The organism is Soonwooa sp. T0.1_25, assembly GCF_057652215.1.
The window spans coordinates 1-15950 of the sequence record NZ_JBYFBZ010000005.1; the positions used below are offsets into that span (position 1 = coordinate 1).

The following is a 15950-nucleotide window of genomic DNA, read 5'->3' on the forward strand; positions in this document are numbered from 1 at the left end:
GCCCAGGCTAAGGCCAGCACTTTTCCTGCTCACTTTTCTACATCCGACAACAACAGCAGTAAAAAATCAAGAAAAAATTCTACTTTTGAAGTGTACTGAAAATGGGGAGCTTACACTAACTAAAAAAACTAGCCCCGATTGAACGGCTTGTTCGAGCTCTTTTTGTAAGCAGATGCAATAGCTCGGCATAAAAAAGCGAGTAGTGAAAGCGGGAAAGAGCTACTAGAGAATAATCAAGAAGTCATTTGTTAATTGTTTGGTTTTCATTATCTTTAGTCATAATATTTTGTATAAAATGAAATCTCACAATTTTAATGAATTTCCTCGTTATGGTAGCCTTAACAATATTAAAGTTATTTGGCTAGGGAGTTATGTTACCGATGTTGTGAGTGAAGCTCTGAAAGATAGGATTGAATATAGTATTGACCTCGAGTCTAATATGTTCTATGTTGAAGATTGTAATTATTCACGATTTTTGCTTGGTTTTAAATCGAATTATAATGGCAGAAAGCTGGTAGAATCTTTAAGTTTTAATAATAGAGTTGAGTTGTGCCGTTTACAAGATCAGCTTGCTTTAAAGGCCTTTTCTGAAAGTACCATTCGTACCTATACAGGTGAGTTTTCTCAACTTTTGAAGGTTATTGGTGATTACCAAGTGCAAGATCTTAGTGAGGAAAAGTTACGTAGCTATTTTCTTTATTGTCATAAAGTTTTAGGGCTATCCGAAAACCAGATACATAGTCGGATGAATGCAATTAAATTCTATTTTGAGAAAGTACTTGGCCGAACTAAATTTTTCGTTGACATACCTAGACCAAAGAAAGCATCTATTTTGCCTAAGGCTTTGAATGAGAAAGATATTAACAAACTATTCCAAGTTACGACAAATATTAAACATCTTTTAATTTTAAAACTATGTTATGGAATGGGACTTCGGGTTAGTGAAATCATTAATCTAAAAGTTCAAGATGTTGATGGTGTCAAGCTTAAAGTCTTTATCGAGCGAAGTAAGGGTAAGAAAGATCGTTATGTTAATTTGCCCGAATCTATTCTTAATGAGCTACGTCAATATTACAAGGATTTTCGTCCTAAATATTATCTTTTTGAGGGTGAGCATGGCGGTCAGTACTCGAAACGTAGTGCACAATCGGTTTTCAAACAAGCAATGACAAAAGCAAAAATCAATAAGCAAGTTGGTATACACAGTTTGAGACATAGCTACGCCACGCATTTGTTAGAGTACGGAACGGATATTTCTTTAATACAAAAATTACTTGGACATAACAGTATCAAAACGACGTTAATCTATACCGAAGTTACGGATAAGAGCATTTCTAATGTTGTTTCGCCTTTGGATCGGATGAATAAAAAGCTCTAAGATTCTAACATCTCTTGTAGCTCTAACCATCGCATTTCCGACGTCTCTAGGTTTTCCGAAATTACTTCTAAATCTTTAGAAAGTCCTGCGATTTTATCGTAATCGGTTTCGTTATTTAGAGCTTCTAAAATGATATCACGTTTCTTTTCTAATTCTGGCATTTCTTTTTCCAGAAGTTCTAACTCACGTTGCTCTTTGAAGGATAATTTCTTTTTAGAAACTTTTGGTTGCGATGGCGCAGAAACAGGTTCTACACTCACTTTAGATTTAGCTTCATCTAGTTTTTTAGTTTCAGAATCTTGCGTTTTTTTCCATTCACGATATTCTGTGAAGTTGCCGACAAAGTTCTTTATTTTACCTTTTCCTTCAAATGCTAAAACATGGTCAACGATTCTGTCCATGAAGTAACGATCGTGAGAAACGATAATTAAACAACCTTGGAATTGCAACAAGAAGTTTTCTAAAACCGTTAATGTAGGCAAATCCAAATCGTTAGTAGGCTCATCAAAAATCAAGAAGTTTGGATTCTGATAAAGAACATACATAAGATGTAGACGACGTTTTTCGCCGCCAGACAGTTTTGAAATTGGCGAGTATTGCGTTTGATCATCAAATAAAAACAGTCTCAAAAACTGAGAAGCAGAAAGACTTCTACCATTTGCTAAAGGATAATATTCTGCTTTTTCTTTAATAAAATCAATAACACGTTCATCTTCTTTAAAGGCTAATCCTTTTTGCGAAAAGTAACCGAAACTTATCGTTTCACCAGTCTCTATTGTTCCACTATCAGCCTTTTCAAGGTTCTGAATAATGTTTAACAATGTCGATTTTCCGGCACCGTTTTTACCAACAATTCCAACTTTTTCACTTCTTTGAAATTGATAGTTAAAATCTTTTAAAAGCACATTATCGCCGTAAGCTTTGTCAATATGTTTAAGTTCAAGAATTTTTTTTCCAAGTCGTTGCATTTCAAAATCCAATTCTAGACTTTGTTTTCTAGTGTCGGTTTTAGCAACTTTTTCGGTGTCGTAGAAAGCATCGATTCTACTTTTAGATTTTGTAGTTCTAGCTTTTGGTTGACGACGCATCCATTCTAGTTCCTTTCTATAAAGGTTGTTGGCTTTATCGATGGTCGCGTCCAAGTTTTCTTCACGGATCATTTTGTTCTCCAAGTAAGTAGCATAACCACCTTTATGAATATACAATTGCGCGTCTTCCATTTCCCAAATCGTATCGCAAACCGAATCCAAAAAGTAGCGGTCATGCGTTACAAGCAGCAACGTAATCTTTTGTTTAGACAGATAATTCTCCAGCCATTCGACCATTTCTACATCGAGGTGGTTGGTTGGCTCATCCATAATCAAAAGAACGTGACGATGTTCGGCTCTTGTTTCTGTCAATAATTTTGCAAGCGCAACACGTTTCACCTGTCCACCAGAGAGTTTTCCCATCTGGACAGAAAGATCCGTAATCTGAAGCTGAGACAAGATTTGTTTCATCTCATTTTCTAGATCCCAAGCTTTATGCGCTTCCATTTCGAGAAGTGCTTTTTCAATGAAATCGTGGTCGGTAGACGTTAAAGACAAATGATAATTTTTGAGCGCAACAATCGGTGCCGAATCCAAAGTCATCATAAACTCTTCCACAGTGAGATTTGGATTAAAGCTAATTTCTTGATCAAAAAGCACGACTTGGATGTCTTTATTGATAAGGACAGAACCTTGGTCGGCAATTTCTTTTCCCATTAATATTTTGAGAAGTGTCGATTTTCCGCTACCATTTTTGGCAACAATCGCAATTTTTTCGCCTTCGTTGATGTTAAAACTGATGTTTTCAAATAAAACTTTCAAACCATAAGATTTCGAAAGATGTTCTGCCGTCACGTAATTCATAGCCCAAAAATACGAATAAGAATTGTTTTAATTCGGCTTTATAAAGTATTTAGTCTTAGTAAAAACGATACTTGTTTATTATTTCTGTTATTAAATGTTTAATTATCTTTAAAATTGTTAAAAAATGTTAGAATTGAAAGATTAAATGCTAAACATATTTTAAAAATGCTATCTTAGGAATAAATTTAACCTATGAGAAAAGCCATCTGTTTCGGAGAAGTATTGTGGGATATTTTCCCGAGTGGGAAAGTAATTGGTGGGGCTCCTTTGCAAGTTGCTGCTAGATTATCTAGCCTTGGTGTACCGTCGCGTATCGTTTCTAAAATCGGTAATGACGCCGAAGGTCGTACACTTTTACAAAATATTCAAAATCTAAATCTTACTGGTGTCTATGTCAAGATTGATCAAAACTTCCCAACTGGTGAAGCAATTGTTCATTTTGATGATAATGGCGAAGCGGTCTACGATGTTAAATCGCCTGCAGCGTGGGATCATATCGAATTGACAGATGAGATCGTAAATGCGGTTTCTGCTGCTGATATTTTTGTTTACGGAAGCTTGGCAGCGCGCAGCGAAGTTTCTAAAAATAGTTTGTACAAACTCCTTGATATTGCGAAATATAAAGTTTTTGATGTTAATGTACGGAATCCGTTTTGCGATATGGACGAGATTGTAAAATTGATGCGTAAAGCTGATCTTATTAAATTGAATGAAGCTGAGTTGCGCTATCTCGCTAAACATCTTGGCGCTGACAATGAGTCTTTGGAACTTAATATTTTATTTTTGTCAGAGTATTCCGAGACAGCACAAATTTGTGTTACTCGTGGGACAAATGGCGCGGTTTTGTTGACAGGCGAACAACTTTATTCTCATCCAGGTTTCGAAGTTGATATCGTTGATACGATAAGTTCTGGTGATAATTTTTTAGCAGCGCTACTTTCAAAAATTATGGATTGTGAAACCGAAGAAGATTACAACGAAGCTTTAACTTTTGCGAATGCTCTTGGTGCCGTTGCAGCCACTAAAAAAGGACCAACTTCCAAAATAAGTAAGGACGAAGTTTTAAAATTAATCCAAGGTCAGTTGTCGTAGCGACCAGTAACTTCCGTTGTAGACATTGAGGTCGACTTTTACATTGATGCCATACGCAATTCCGTTTTCTGTGAATTGCCAGAATTTCCAGTTGTCTTCGGGAGAAGGCGCTGGGACGTCGTTATAGTTGGCTAACCAAAGTGTGTAATCATCAAATTCGTCTGCGAGAACATCTTTTTTGTAATGATAATAGGTGTAAATAATCGGTTTTGCACCATAAGCATCTTCCAAAATTTTCACAAAAAGTTTTAAATCTTTAATAAGTTGTTCTTTCGATTTGTGACGAGGCATTTTCTCGATGTCCAAAACTGGCGGCAAATCACCCGATTCTAATTTAGCAACCGAAACAAAAGAATTGGCTTGCAAAATAGGATCTTCATCTGGTCGATAAAAATGGTAAGCACCACGAAGAAGCTCATGTTTTTTAGCTTGTTCCCAAAAATGTTCAAAATTTTTGTCCGATTTTTTATTGCCCATTGTGGCGCGAAGTAACACAAATTTTAAAGGAATCGTTTTATTGCCAATGCTCAAACTATCCCATTTGATATCTTCTTTATTTTGATAATGTGATATATCAAATCCAAAAGTTTGCGTTGCATAATCACCAATTATTCGGTTGATGCGCGCTTCTTCCTCTTTCGTGTTTTTTAGTTTTTTGTGATGAAATTTGTTAAAGTAAGAAGAATAATAAAAGTGAATTTTCTCCTTTAAATAAAAACCTGTTCCTAAAAGCCCAAGTATCGCAAAAGCCAATGACCACCACATGATTTTCTTTTTCAATTGGCGGCGTTCAAGTTGTTTTTTTCGTGATTTTCGTTGGTTAGGAATCGCTTTTTTCATCGGCGCAAAACTACGAAAGAATTCTTGATTGACATTTTGAATTAAGAAATTTCGGTGATAGAAATTTTTTGTCCATTAAACGAAATGACATCGCCTTTTTTATGATTATGAAGCGCCAACGCAATCGGACTTTTATCAGAAATCACATAAAGTTTTTCGTTCTCAAATTTTATTTTTCCCAAAGAAACGGCGATGAAAAATTTTGATAAAGAAGTCACAACATAACTGCCAAGACTAACTACTTTTTTATCAGTAATGTTTAAGTTTTTTACTAAATTATGTTGACTTTTAAGCTCGTTCAATTGAAGTTGAAGATTGTTAATTTGTTGTTGCAACATCTCTCGACTTGTCTCATACTTGTCGCCCATACTGCTTTTGGTATCGTTGTTAGATGCCCGAGTATCCTCGATAAGTTGTTCGAGTTTTAGAATTTTTTGGGTTAAAATTTCCAATAAATGTTGACGAAGTTCGGGCTTATTAATGGACATTTTTTATAAATTTGAAAGATTTTTGACCGACAAAACTACTTAATGATTCTATGAATTCCTATTTTTCTAAACTTAAAATTGTTCTTTTCTTGCTAATTAGTTGTAGTTTTTTCAGCCAAAAACTTCCGACTTCTAACGAAATAATTTCTGAATATTATAAAGCCTTGGGCGGACTTGCAAAGCTAGAGCAAGTTAAATATCTGAAAATGCAAACCATCTTGACGGTTGATTCTAAAAGTTATGCTGGAACTGAAGTTTGGATTGCTCCGAATATTTTTAAGAAGACACAGAAATTGGGACATGAGGAAGTAATCCAGTTCTTTGATGGGAAATTCGGTTATGTTAGTCAAGGTGATCATCGCGAAGCCATGTCGGAGCCTGTTGTTCAAAAATTACAAAAAAGAAAATTGATTGCAGCGTTAGAGTTTGATGCTAATGAATTTAATAAAGTTGAAGAAGCAAAGAGCGGACAACAGCAATTTTATGTTCTTGTAAAATCGGATTCCAACATCTATTTTGACAAACAAACAAAGCTTCTTTGTAAAATTGAAACCTCGGAAGGCAATCAAAATTTCTGGGATTATAAAAGCTTTGATGGGATTTTGTTACCGACGAAAATCATCACGACCGGACAAAATAAAACATCAGAATTGACTTATCAAAATATTCTCGTGAATCGAGAAGTGACTTATGATGATTTGCAATAATTAATCTAAATCCTCAAACGGAATTTTCAACTGAATAGAAACTTGCTTTTTTTCTTCGGTATTAAGATTAGAAAGTGACAATCCTAAAAGTCGTACAGCACGGTCAAAAGGTCGTTGCTTCCACAAATTTTTTGCGGTGCGATAATAATCTTCTTTCGATTGGTAATATTCGGTTTTAGTAAAACTTCTTGTGTACAAAGAAAAGTCTTTGTATTTAATTTTTAAAGTTAAAGATTTACCAAGAATTTGATGTTTCGAAAGTCGGTTTTGTAATTCTTCGCTCAAGCTCTTTAGTTTGTCGTCAATCTGTTGCTCGTCGGATAAATCATCAAAAAATGTTCGTTCTACGGCAACGCTTTTTTGGATTCGATTAGGTTTGACTTCGCTACGATGGATGCCTCGCACAAGATTGTAATAATATTGTCCCGACTTTCCGAAAAGTCTGGTCAACTCTTCCAATGTTTTTTTCTTGATATCTGCACCTTTGTAAATTGACAGACCAAACATTTTGTTAGCAGTAACTTTTCCAACACCATAAAATTTTTCTACGGGAAGTTCTTCCAAAAATTTTTCTATATGTTGTGGATGTATGGTTTTTTGTCCATTTGGTTTGTTAATGTCCGAAGCGACTTTAGCTAAAAATTTATTCACAGAAATTCCAGCGGAAGCCGTCAGTCCTGTTTCTTCAAAAATGCGTTGTCTAATTTCTTTAGCGATTTGGTTAGCAGATTCGATATCTTTTTTGTTTTCGGTGACGTCTAGGTAAGCTTCGTCCAAAGATAAAGGTTCGACAAGGTCGGTGTATTCGTAGAAAATGCTTCTAATCTTTTTTGAAACTTCCTTGTATCGCGGAAATCTCGGCGGTACAAAAATAAGATGTGGACACTTTTCTTTCGCCGTTTTACTTGGCATCGCCGATCGAACGCCAAATTTTCGTGCTTCATAACTGGCAGCAGCAACCACACCGCGATGTCCACCACCAACGGCAATAGGTTTACCCTTCAAGTCTGGATTATCGAGTTGCTCCACAGACGCATAAAAAGCGTCCATGTCAACGTGAATAATTTTTCGTTGGCTTGAAGTCATGTCGCAAATTTAGAAAATAAAAAAACTCAAATGTTAATTTGAGTTTGGTTTTATGAGTTTGTCAATTGTAGTTTGAATGTCTGGATCTTCAGGTGAAATTGCATAATATTTTGCAATGTTGGAAGTTTGGTCAATCACCATAAATCTCGGAATCCAGTTAAGCTCGATATAATCATTAAATGAATTCTTCCAGCCAGATGAGAACCAAAAATTTTCTTTTTCTTTCATGTTAAATCTTTCGATGCTGCGATCAAAAGCTTCTTTGTTACGCTCCAACGAAAAATATAAAAACTGAATATTTGGATTTTTCTCTGCCAATTCATTAGATTTTGGAATGGCCAAAAGACAATCTTTGCACCAACTTGCCCAAAAGTCAATGACGATAACTTTTCCTTTATACTGATCTAGAATGTCTTTAACAGAAATTGAATTTCCGTTTTCGTCTTGCATCTTTTCTGCTAAAGCTTCTTTGCTAAATATAGTTTTGTTAACTGCTGGTATCTTTTGTGAGTAGCCCAAAACGAGAATAAATATACTTAAGATGCTAAAAATCTTCTTCATTGCTATAATTGTTGTGCTGCAAAATTAAAGAATTATTGGATTGATATTTCTTATTAAATGATAATTAAATTCTATCACCCAAATTGGGTAAGAACCTGGGATATGCGCCCCGACGTAGGTGGAGCTCTTTGTAGTCTTGATGCGCGGCGACTTCGTCGCCGCGCATCAAGACTACAAAAGCGGGAACCGTAGGCGGAAATGGCGCCCAAAAAAAATGCACCCAAAAATGTGAGTACATCTATATTATGATTTAAAAACTTTTAGTTGTAGTTTTTAACCACACCTTTTACGATTTTGATAACGTCTGGCATGGCTTTGTTAGCCGCATTAAGCACTTCTTCATGCGATACTGCGAAAGCGATTTCGGGACCGCCCAAATCTGTAATAATCGAAATGCAGAATACGTCCATCCCCATGTGTTTTGCAACAATAACCTCCGGCACCGTGCTCATACCAACGGCATCACCACCGATGAAACGTACTAATCCGTACTCGGACGGCGTTTCGAACGTTGGACCCTGTAATCCTACATAAACACCTTCGTGCACTTTGATGTTATTTTCGTTAGCGACGTTGTTAGCGGTTTGTAACATTTTTTTGTTGTAAGCTTCGCTCATATCCACAAATCTAGGGCCTAGCTCGTCGATGTTTTTGCCTCGCAATGGATGTTCTGGCATCATGTTGATGTGATCTTTTACGAGCATTATGTCGCCAACTTGGAAGTTAGGATTAACGCCACCAGAAGCGTTTGATAACAATAGATTTTGGATTCCTAATAAATGGAAAACTTTGAAAGGAAAGGTCACAGTCTCCATCGGATAACCTTCGTAATAATGGAAACGACCACTCATCATCAAGACTTTTTTGCCTTCGAGCATTCCGTAGATTAACTTGCCACCGTGGCCAACAACAGTTACTTGCGGGAAGTTAGGAATGTCCGAATATTCGATTGTGTGTATCGGTTGTACTTCGTCTTGAAGTTTCCCAAGGCCAGAGCCTAATACGATTGCATAGTCTGGTGTGTCTTGGATAATATTTTTTACGAACGCTGCAGTTTCTTTAATTTTTTCTAACATAATCGTTGATTATTTGATTAAACGCTTCTTGATTGTCTATTTCTACATTAATTGGCCAATAAAAGATTTTGTCACGTAAGTAATCAAACGTTTTGAGTCTTACATAATCTTTTTCTGTGGTTAAAATCATCTTATATTCGCCAAGTTTTTTATATTCTGCCACAATTTTTTTGATGTCATCATCGGAGAAATTGTGATGGTCTTTGTATTTAAGATGTTTTACTTTTTTAGAATATTTGCCGACTTCTTTTACAATTTGTGTGGGGTTGGCGATACCAGTTATCAAAAGTACATCGTAATAATCCAGATTTTTGACCGGCATATATTTATCAATGCTCATGACATTTTCGTCATATTCTATAGAGGAGAAAAATACTTTCTGATAATGTTGTGGTTTTATTCTTGAAATGTAATATTGTTTTTTTTCCTCCGTTAAATTATCTGGGCATTTGGTAACCATAATAATGTCGGCACGTTTTGCACCACGGCGACTTTCTCGCAAATCACCAGCTGGTAAAATGAAATCCTTAAAATACGGATCATTATAGACTGTCAACAAAATATTAAGTCCTGGTTTTATCGCACGATGCTGAAAGCTATCATCCAAAACTAAAACATTAAGGTCCATGTCTTCGATCAATTTTTTTGCACCGAAAACACGGTCTTCGCAAACGCCGATAACGAAACGATTTTTAAAACGTTCGAACAATTGCATGGGCTCGTCACCAACAGTTTTGTAGTTACTTTCGTAGTTAACCACATTGTAGCCTTTTGTCATCCTACCATAGCCACGCGAAAGTACACCCGTGCGATAATATTTGGACAGATAAGCTGCCAAATACATCACCATTGGCGATTTTCCACTTCCGCCAACAGAAAGATTACCTACACCAATGATAGGAGTTTTGAATCGTTTCGAAGAAAATAATCCCCAATCAAACATTCGGTTCCTAATCGAAGTTCCGAGATGATAACCAAGGGAAAAAGGGTAAAGATACCATCTTTTCATAGCCGACAAAAATACAATAATCGATTGGTTTTATCAATAGGAAAATGTCGTTTAGAGGTTAATATTTGTCATTTTAATATAAAATTAAATTATACTATGGTTATTTAATTGCTGGTTAACATTCTTGTTAAATGTTTAATTAGCAAATCATTCGATATAAAGGTTTATTAAGTTTAATAATTAAAATAATCTTTAGAAGCCTTTTCAACTAACATCATTATATTTGCATTATAATAAGAAAAGCAGATATGGTATTATCAATGACGGGATTTGGTCGTGCAGAAGGTGTTTTCGAAGGAAAAAAGCTGACCATCGACATCAAGTCGCTCAACAGCAAGACATTCGACCTTAATATTAAAGTGCCGATTCGTTATAAAGAAAAAGAGTTTGATATTAGAAAATTGCTGAATGATAAATTACTTCGCGGAAAAGTTGATTGCTACATCAATTGCGAAAATCTCGAAGACAGCAACGATGTTAATATTAATAAAGAGATTGTAAAATCGTATATGACGCAACTTGGCGAGATTTCGCCTGGTGCTAATGCAATAGATTATTTGCAAATGGCGGTTAGAATGCCAGAAGCTATTAGTAACAAAACTGCTGATCTTAGTGATGAAGAATGGAATTTCTTATTAAAAATCGTTAATGAGGCGATTTCTAAGTTTTTGGAATTTCGGACAACAGAAGGTTCAATTCTTCAAGATGAATTAGGAAAGAATGTAAAAAGTATAGAAGCTAAATTATCGCAAGTTCCGCAATATGAAGAAGAAAGAATTACGGCTGTAAAAGAACGTTATCAGAATACTTTAAAGGAATTTGAAAATGTTGACGAAACACGTTTCTACCAAGAAATGGCTTATTACACAGAGAAGTTAGACATTTCTGAAGAAAAAGTGAGATTGGCGCAACATCTTAAATATTATTTGGATGTGATGGAGAATGAAGATTTTAATGGTAAAAAATTAGGTTTTATTTCTCAAGAAATGGGACGCGAAATCAATACTTTAGGATCGAAAGCTAATCACGCAGCCATTCAAAAATTGGTTGTCGAAATGAAAGACGACCTCGAAAAAATTAAAGAACAAACCCTTAATGTTTTGTAAATTATAAGTTATAAATTATGAGTGATTTTTAAGTCAGCTCCTAATTTATAATTCATAATTCATAATTTTAAAAATGAATAAAGTAGTTATATTTTCGGCACCATCAGGAAGTGGAAAAACCACATTGGTAAAGCATTGTTTAGCACATTTTCCAGATTTGCAATTCTCGATTTCGTGCACAACAAGAGCGCCACGTGGTGAAGAAAAACATGGTGTTGATTATCACTTTTTAAGCCCAGATGAGTTTCGTCAAAAGATTTCCGAAAATGCTTTTGTAGAGTTTGAAGAAGTCTACACTGACAAGTTTTACGGGACGTTGCAAGAAGAAGTAGAACGTATTTGGAAGAACGGAAAAGTTGTTATTTTTGATGTCGATGTTAAAGGCGGCGTTAACCTAAAAAAGATTTTTGGAGAACAAGCTTTGTCAATTTTCATTGCACCACCAAGTATCGAAGAACTAGAACGCCGATTAACAACACGCGGAACCGATGCGCCAGACGTTATCAAAACTCGTGTAGCAAAGGCTGAAGAAGAATTGACTTACCAAACTCAATTTGATAAAGTTGTTGTCAACGATAATCTAGAAATAGCGACGCAAGAAATGGAAAGCATTTTGCAGGACTTTATTAATTCTTAATTAATCACACAAAAAGATATGGAAAACACATTAGAAAAAGCAAAATCCAGCATGCCAATTAAAGGTTTTTTGGATATAAAAGATATTGCGATTCCACAAGGTCAAGATTTGGTGGACGCTATTTTAAAACTAAAAGAAGAAAAAAACGCTGTCATTTTAGCGCATTATTATCAGCCTGCTGAGATTCAAGACATCGCAGATTTTTTGGGTGATTCGCTTCAATTGGCACGTCAGGCAAAAGATACGGATGCCGATATGATTGTTTTCTGTGGTGTACACTTCATGGCAGAAGCAGCAAAAATTCTTAACCCAACCAAAAAAGTAGTTTTGCCAGATACTTTGGCGGGATGCTCTTTGGCAGACGGTTGTAGTGGCGAAGGTCTTCGTGCGATGCGCGAGCAACATCCAGGGGCTTTGGTGGCGACTTACATCAATTGTAATGCAGAAACCAAGGCAGAAAGTGACATTATCGTGACAAGTTCTAATGCTGAAACCATTATCAATGCGTTGCCAAAAGACCAACCAATTATTTTCGCACCAGACAAAAATCTAGGTCGTTATCTTGCGCAGAAGACAGGTCGCGATATGATTTTGTGGGACGGAAGTTGTATCGTTCACGAAGCATTTTCGATGGAGCGAATTGCAAAACAGTTGGCAGATAATCCAGATGCAAAATTAATTGCGCATCCAGAAAGTGAAGAAGCTGTCCTAAAGTTGGCGCATTTCATCGGTTCGACCTCGGCTTTGCTTAATTATGTTGAGAAGGACGATTGTCAAAAATTCATCATTGCGACGGAAGAAGGAATTCTTCACGAGATGAAAAAACGTGCGCCGCATAAAGACTTGATTCCAGCTTTGGTGTTTGACGAATCTTGTAATTGCAGCGAGTGTTTTTACATGAAACGCAACACGATGGAAAAACTTTATCTATGCATGAAGTACGAACTTCCAGAGATTTTAATTGAAGAAGAATTACGCCTGAAAGCGCTAAAGCCAATCGAGGCGATGCTAGAACTTTCGAAAACGATAAAATAAATTTGGGCAATCCCGCACCAAGGCTTTATCCAAGCTAGCGGTCGGGCTGTTCGCTGTATCTTGGAGCGCTTCGCTCGGTCGTCTCCGCTACGCTCCGACGCCTCGCTCCGCTCCCAAGGATGCCGCTGCCATCCCTATTGCGTCCCAAAGTAGGAAAATTCACAAGTTTTGTTGAGAAATCGACAAAACTTGTTTAGTTTTACGATGATTAAGATTTGTGAATTATGAATTATGAATTATGAATTATTTTAATCTTAAGCAAAAAACTAAAAACCAACAACCAACAACCAAACCCTAAAAAACTATGCATTCAAAAATTATTCTTGAGAACATAAAAATTTACGCATTTCATGGCGTGTTGCCAGAAGAAACAATTTTGGGAACCAACTACATTGTCAATGCCGAACTTCATGCCGATTTAGAAAAAGCTTCGCAATCCGATGATTTGCTTGATACAATTAACTACGCCGAAATCAACGAGATTATTCATCAAGAGATGAATATTCCTTCAAAATTACTCGAACATGTTATTGGCAGAATTATTTTAAAGTTAGAGATTGCTTTTCCACAACTCAGTTTTATCAAAATAAAATTAACCAAAACCCGTCCACCAATGCGTGGCGAAATGCAAGGTGTCAGCATCGAAATGGAAAAACAGATTTCTTAACATTTTTTTTTTAATGGAACAAACTTTGTTGCTAACATGTTGCACTAAAAATATTAAGTTATGAAACCACAATACATCACAGTTGGTATCGCTGCTTTAGGCCTGATTATCGCAACGATCTTCTTCGGCAACGCCATCAAAAATAGGAACAAAGCAGACAATACGATTTCGGTTACTGGTTTGGGTTCTAAGAAATTTACTTCAGATTTAATTACTTGGTCAGGAAGTTTTTCAAAAAATAATTTTGACTTAAAATCGGCGTATGACGAGTTAGCGGTTGATAAAAATGTGATTGCTCAATATCTAAAATCAAAAGGCGTTAAGGACAACGAAATGGTTTTTTCGGCGGTTGATATTCAAAAGAATTTTAGAAGTTATAACGACTCCAATGGTAATTATGTTCAAGGAGAATTTTCCGGATACAATCTTACACAAAGCGTTAGCATCGAATCCAAAGAAGTTGGAAAAATTGAAAATATCTCTAGAAACATCACCGAAATTATCAATCGTGGCATTGAATTCACTTCTTCAACACCTCAATATTTTTATACCAAATTAGCTGAAGTTAAGCAGCAGATGATTGCAGATGCAACCAAAGATGCTAAAGAACGCGCCGAAAAAATTGCCGACAACGCGGGAAGCTCACTCGGAAGCTTGAAAAAAGCGACGATGGGCGTTATCCAAATTACGGCACCTAATTCTAACGAGGATTATTCTTATGGCGGTACATTTAACACGTCTTCAAAAGAAAAAGAAGCGACAATCACCATTAAACTGGAATATCAGGTTGATTAGGAATTAGGAATTAGGAATTAGGAATTAGGAATTAGGAATTAGGAATTAGGAATTGATTTTTCTAAAAACTAAAAACCAGCAACTAGATTTTCGTCTTGCTGTCCATGACAATCGTAACAGGTCCATCATTGATGAGAGCAACCTTCATGTCGGCGCCGAAAATACCGCTTTCGATCTTTAAGCCAGATTTTTTTAATTCATCTTTAAAATGCTCGAATAATGGTATGGCTTTCTCTGGTTTTGCAGCTTTTATGAAAGAGGGACGATTTCCTTTTTTATAATCAGCAATTAAAGTGAATTGGCTGATACAAAGGATTTCGCCTTGGATGTCTTTTATAGAAAGATTCAGTTTGCCTTCCTCGTCCCCAAAAATTCTTAAATCCAAAATCTTTTTAACAAGCCAATCTGCGTCTTCGTTTTCATCAACTTCATCAATCCCGCAAAGAAGCATGAATCCCGTTCCGATTTCGCCAACAATTTTTTCGTCAACTTTTACAGAAGACTCAGACACACGCTGGATAACAATTTTCATAGTTTAAGTTTAATAATAAATAGAAATAACGCCTGTTGATGGTTCGTAATGAAAAGGATAGGTTTTGGGAGGAAGACCTTTGGATTTGTCGTTAATAGGTGTCCCGTTCAACATCCATTCAGCGCCATCTTTATCGCAAACAATAGTTGTATTGTCTTTAACTCGTAACACCGTTGAGTCGCCATCTGGACAAATATGAGGTGCGTTTCTGTCATAGACTTTGTAACCATTTGCGGTGTTTGCAATGATAAGACCTCGTGTCCCAGCGCCCACTTCGTTAACATAAACCCATCCACCTTGTATTGTAACTGGATAGTATAAAGGTAGGTTAGTGTTGATGCTTACATTAATCTGAGATTGCGGAAAACAAGAAACCGTTTCGGCTCTGTCGCTACAAGAGTTGATAATGAATAAATTACTGAAAACCAGAAAAATAATTAGCCCAAAATATCTTAAATTCACTTTCATATCAAAATTAATTTATATATTTGTCAAAACGAATCAACACAACAAAAATTATATCCGGCAAAGGTCGGATAATTTTTTTATATCAACGTTAAAAAATTATTGACATGAGTTATGTTACGAAAGAAGGTTTAGATAAAATGAAAGCAGAGCTTGAGCAATTGGAAACTATTGAAAGACCAAAAGTTACCCAACAGATTGCAGAAGCAAGAGATAAAGGTGACCTTTCTGAAAATGCAGAATATGACGCAGCTAAAGAGGCGCAAGGACTGTTAGAAATGCGTATTTCTAAACTTAAAGATATTATTTCGGTTTCAAAGATTATCGATGAAAGCCAGCTAGATACGTCAAAAGTTTCAATTTTGACAACAGTTAGACTTAAAAATCATGCTACTAAAGCGGAGCAAAAATTCACTTTAGTTCCAGATAATGAAAGCGACCTGAAAACAGGGAAGATTTCTGTTAATACACCAATCGCAAAAGGTCTTTTAGGGAAAGCTGTGGGCGATGTTGCTGAGATTACACTTCCTAACGGGAATAAGTTGACTTTTGATATTTTAGAAATTAGCCTGTAATTTTTATTA

General features: G+C 36.0%; 18 protein-coding genes. 9 read left to right on the plus strand and 9 right to left on the minus strand.

What is annotated here, in order from left to right; all coding sequences use genetic code 11:
* Positions 1–295 precede the first annotated feature (295 nt).
* Positions 296–1378: a tyrosine-type recombinase/integrase gene (locus AC23MB_RS08230; protein WP_374329589.1), complete on the plus strand. Its 1083-nt coding sequence runs from the start codon at positions 296–298 to the stop codon at positions 1376–1378.
* Here AC23MB_RS08230 and AC23MB_RS08235 read toward each other — a convergent pair.
* Positions 1375–3270 (minus strand): ABC-F family ATP-binding cassette domain-containing protein, encoded by a 1896-nt coding sequence (locus tag AC23MB_RS08235; protein ID WP_313031281.1) that lies wholly within the window; start codon positions 3268–3270, stop codon positions 1375–1377. The two genes, AC23MB_RS08230 and AC23MB_RS08235, sit on opposite strands and share 4 nt — an antisense overlap.
* A gap of 192 nt (positions 3271–3462) precedes the next feature.
* On the opposite strand from AC23MB_RS08235, the gene AC23MB_RS08240 reads away from it, so the two are divergent.
* On the plus strand, positions 3463–4362 hold the full coding sequence (locus tag AC23MB_RS08240; protein ID WP_374329585.1) for a carbohydrate kinase family protein: 900 nt from the start codon (positions 3463–3465) through the stop codon (positions 4360–4362).
* Here AC23MB_RS08240 and AC23MB_RS08245 read toward each other — a convergent pair.
* Together AC23MB_RS08245 and AC23MB_RS08250 are read right to left on the minus strand one after the other, a co-directional pair.
* Complete coding sequence (locus AC23MB_RS08245; RefSeq protein WP_312323084.1) at positions 4339–5202, minus strand: glycoside hydrolase family 25 protein; 864 nt, start codon at positions 5200–5202, stop codon at positions 4339–4341. The genes AC23MB_RS08240 and AC23MB_RS08245 overlap by 24 nt on opposite strands.
* 41 nt (positions 5203–5243) lie before the next feature.
* On the minus strand, positions 5244–5690 hold the full coding sequence (locus AC23MB_RS08250) for a hypothetical protein (protein ID WP_374329581.1): 447 nt from the start codon (positions 5688–5690) through the stop codon (positions 5244–5246).
* A gap of 50 nt (positions 5691–5740) precedes the next feature.
* Here AC23MB_RS08250 and AC23MB_RS08255 point away from each other — a divergent pair, with 50 nt between their 5' ends.
* Positions 5741–6397, plus strand: a complete 657-nt coding sequence (locus AC23MB_RS08255) for a hypothetical protein (protein WP_313031295.1) — start codon at positions 5741–5743, stop codon at positions 6395–6397.
* Here the strand turns inward: AC23MB_RS08255 and dinB are convergent, their stop codons facing one another.
* The 4 genes from dinB to lpxK form a co-directional block, all read right to left on the minus strand.
* Complete coding sequence (gene dinB, locus AC23MB_RS08260) at positions 6398–7483, minus strand: DNA polymerase IV (protein ID WP_313031300.1); 1086 nt, start codon at positions 7481–7483, stop codon at positions 6398–6400.
* Positions 7484–7516: 33 nt separating this feature from the next.
* Positions 7517–8044: a TlpA family protein disulfide reductase gene (locus tag AC23MB_RS08265; protein WP_374329578.1), complete on the minus strand. Its 528-nt coding sequence runs from the start codon at positions 8042–8044 to the stop codon at positions 7517–7519.
* 260 nt (positions 8045–8304) lie between these two features.
* Positions 8305–9120: a purine-nucleoside phosphorylase gene (locus tag AC23MB_RS08270; RefSeq protein WP_487786975.1), complete on the minus strand. Its 816-nt coding sequence runs from the start codon at positions 9118–9120 to the stop codon at positions 8305–8307.
* Positions 9104–10129 carry a tetraacyldisaccharide 4'-kinase gene (gene lpxK / locus AC23MB_RS08275; RefSeq protein WP_487786976.1) on the minus strand — a complete coding sequence of 342 codons (1026 nt, stop codon included), beginning with the start codon at positions 10127–10129 and terminating at the stop codon, positions 9104–9106. Before lpxK ends, AC23MB_RS08270 begins: the two co-directional genes overlap by 17 nt.
* 248 nt (positions 10130–10377) lie before the next feature.
* Here lpxK and AC23MB_RS08280 point away from each other — a divergent pair, with 248 nt between their 5' ends.
* From AC23MB_RS08280 to AC23MB_RS08300, 5 genes are all read left to right on the plus strand, one after another.
* Complete coding sequence (locus tag AC23MB_RS08280) at positions 10378–11235, plus strand: YicC/YloC family endoribonuclease (RefSeq protein ID WP_487786977.1); 858 nt, start codon at positions 10378–10380, stop codon at positions 11233–11235.
* 73 nt (positions 11236–11308) lie between these two features.
* The gene (gmk, locus tag AC23MB_RS08285; protein WP_487786978.1) at positions 11309–11872 is read left to right on the plus strand and encodes a guanylate kinase; all 564 of its coding nucleotides are present in this window, start codon (positions 11309–11311) and stop codon (positions 11870–11872) included.
* An 18-nt stretch (positions 11873–11890) separates the two neighbouring features.
* Positions 11891–12907 (plus strand): quinolinate synthase NadA, encoded by a 1017-nt coding sequence (gene nadA / locus AC23MB_RS08290; RefSeq protein WP_487786979.1) that lies wholly within the window; start codon positions 11891–11893, stop codon positions 12905–12907.
* A 304-nt stretch (positions 12908–13211) separates the two neighbouring features.
* Positions 13212–13574 carry a dihydroneopterin aldolase gene (folB, locus tag AC23MB_RS08295; RefSeq protein ID WP_487786980.1) on the plus strand — a complete coding sequence of 121 codons (363 nt, stop codon included), beginning with the start codon at positions 13212–13214 and terminating at the stop codon, positions 13572–13574.
* Between the two features lie 60 nt (positions 13575–13634).
* Positions 13635–14369, plus strand: a complete 735-nt coding sequence (locus tag AC23MB_RS08300) for an SIMPL domain-containing protein (protein WP_487786981.1) — start codon at positions 13635–13637, stop codon at positions 14367–14369.
* A gap of 82 nt (positions 14370–14451) precedes the next feature.
* Here the strand turns inward: AC23MB_RS08300 and dtd are convergent, their stop codons facing one another.
* Together dtd and AC23MB_RS08310 are read right to left on the minus strand one after the other, a co-directional pair.
* Positions 14452–14901, minus strand: coding sequence for a D-aminoacyl-tRNA deacylase (gene dtd / locus AC23MB_RS08305; protein WP_487786982.1), 450 nt, complete (start codon positions 14899–14901; stop codon positions 14452–14454).
* A 9-nt stretch (positions 14902–14910) separates the two neighbouring features.
* A complete protein-coding gene (locus tag AC23MB_RS08310) occupies positions 14911–15369 on the minus strand; it encodes a hypothetical protein (RefSeq protein WP_079665971.1) in 459 nt (152 codons plus the stop codon).
* Positions 15370–15473: 104 nt separating this feature from the next.
* On the opposite strand from AC23MB_RS08310, the gene greA reads away from it, so the two are divergent.
* A complete protein-coding gene (greA, locus tag AC23MB_RS08315) occupies positions 15474–15941 on the plus strand; it encodes a transcription elongation factor GreA (RefSeq protein WP_079665972.1) in 468 nt (155 codons plus the stop codon).
* The last annotated feature ends 9 nt before the right edge of the window (positions 15942–15950 follow it).

Excerpts from the sequence above, each read along its gene's own strand:
- AC23MB_RS08230 (WP_374329589.1), top strand. The coding sequence starts at position 296 with ATGAAATCTCACAATTTTAATGAATTTCCTCGTTATGGTAGCCTTAAC.
- AC23MB_RS08235 (WP_313031281.1), bottom strand. The coding sequence starts at position 3,270 with ATGAATTACGTGACGGCAGAACATCTTTCGAAATCTTATGGTTTGAAA.
- AC23MB_RS08240 (WP_374329585.1), top strand. The coding sequence starts at position 3,463 with ATGAGAAAAGCCATCTGTTTCGGAGAAGTATTGTGGGATATTTTCCCG.
- AC23MB_RS08245 (WP_312323084.1), bottom strand. The coding sequence starts at position 5,202 with ATGAAAAAAGCGATTCCTAACCAACGAAAATCACGAAAAAAACAACTT.
- AC23MB_RS08250 (WP_374329581.1), bottom strand. The coding sequence starts at position 5,690 with ATGTCCATTAATAAGCCCGAACTTCGTCAACATTTATTGGAAATTTTA.
- AC23MB_RS08255 (WP_313031295.1), top strand. The coding sequence starts at position 5,741 with ATGAATTCCTATTTTTCTAAACTTAAAATTGTTCTTTTCTTGCTAATT.
- dinB (WP_313031300.1), bottom strand. The coding sequence starts at position 7,483 with ATGACTTCAAGCCAACGAAAAATTATTCACGTTGACATGGACGCTTTT.
- AC23MB_RS08265 (WP_374329578.1), bottom strand. The coding sequence starts at position 8,044 with ATGAAGAAGATTTTTAGCATCTTAAGTATATTTATTCTCGTTTTGGGC.
- AC23MB_RS08270 (WP_487786975.1), bottom strand. The coding sequence starts at position 9,120 with ATGTTAGAAAAAATTAAAGAAACTGCAGCGTTCGTAAAAAATATTATC.
- lpxK (WP_487786976.1), bottom strand. The coding sequence starts at position 10,129 with ATGAAAAGATGGTATCTTTACCCTTTTTCCCTTGGTTATCATCTCGGA.
- AC23MB_RS08280 (WP_487786977.1), top strand. The coding sequence starts at position 10,378 with ATGGTATTATCAATGACGGGATTTGGTCGTGCAGAAGGTGTTTTCGAA.
- gmk (WP_487786978.1), top strand. The coding sequence starts at position 11,309 with ATGAATAAAGTAGTTATATTTTCGGCACCATCAGGAAGTGGAAAAACC.
- nadA (WP_487786979.1), top strand. The coding sequence starts at position 11,891 with ATGGAAAACACATTAGAAAAAGCAAAATCCAGCATGCCAATTAAAGGT.
- folB (WP_487786980.1), top strand. The coding sequence starts at position 13,212 with ATGCATTCAAAAATTATTCTTGAGAACATAAAAATTTACGCATTTCAT.
- AC23MB_RS08300 (WP_487786981.1), top strand. The coding sequence starts at position 13,635 with ATGAAACCACAATACATCACAGTTGGTATCGCTGCTTTAGGCCTGATT.
- dtd (WP_487786982.1), bottom strand. The coding sequence starts at position 14,901 with ATGAAAATTGTTATCCAGCGTGTGTCTGAGTCTTCTGTAAAAGTTGAC.
- AC23MB_RS08310 (WP_079665971.1), bottom strand. The coding sequence starts at position 15,369 with ATGAAAGTGAATTTAAGATATTTTGGGCTAATTATTTTTCTGGTTTTC.
- greA (WP_079665972.1), top strand. The coding sequence starts at position 15,474 with ATGAGTTATGTTACGAAAGAAGGTTTAGATAAAATGAAAGCAGAGCTT.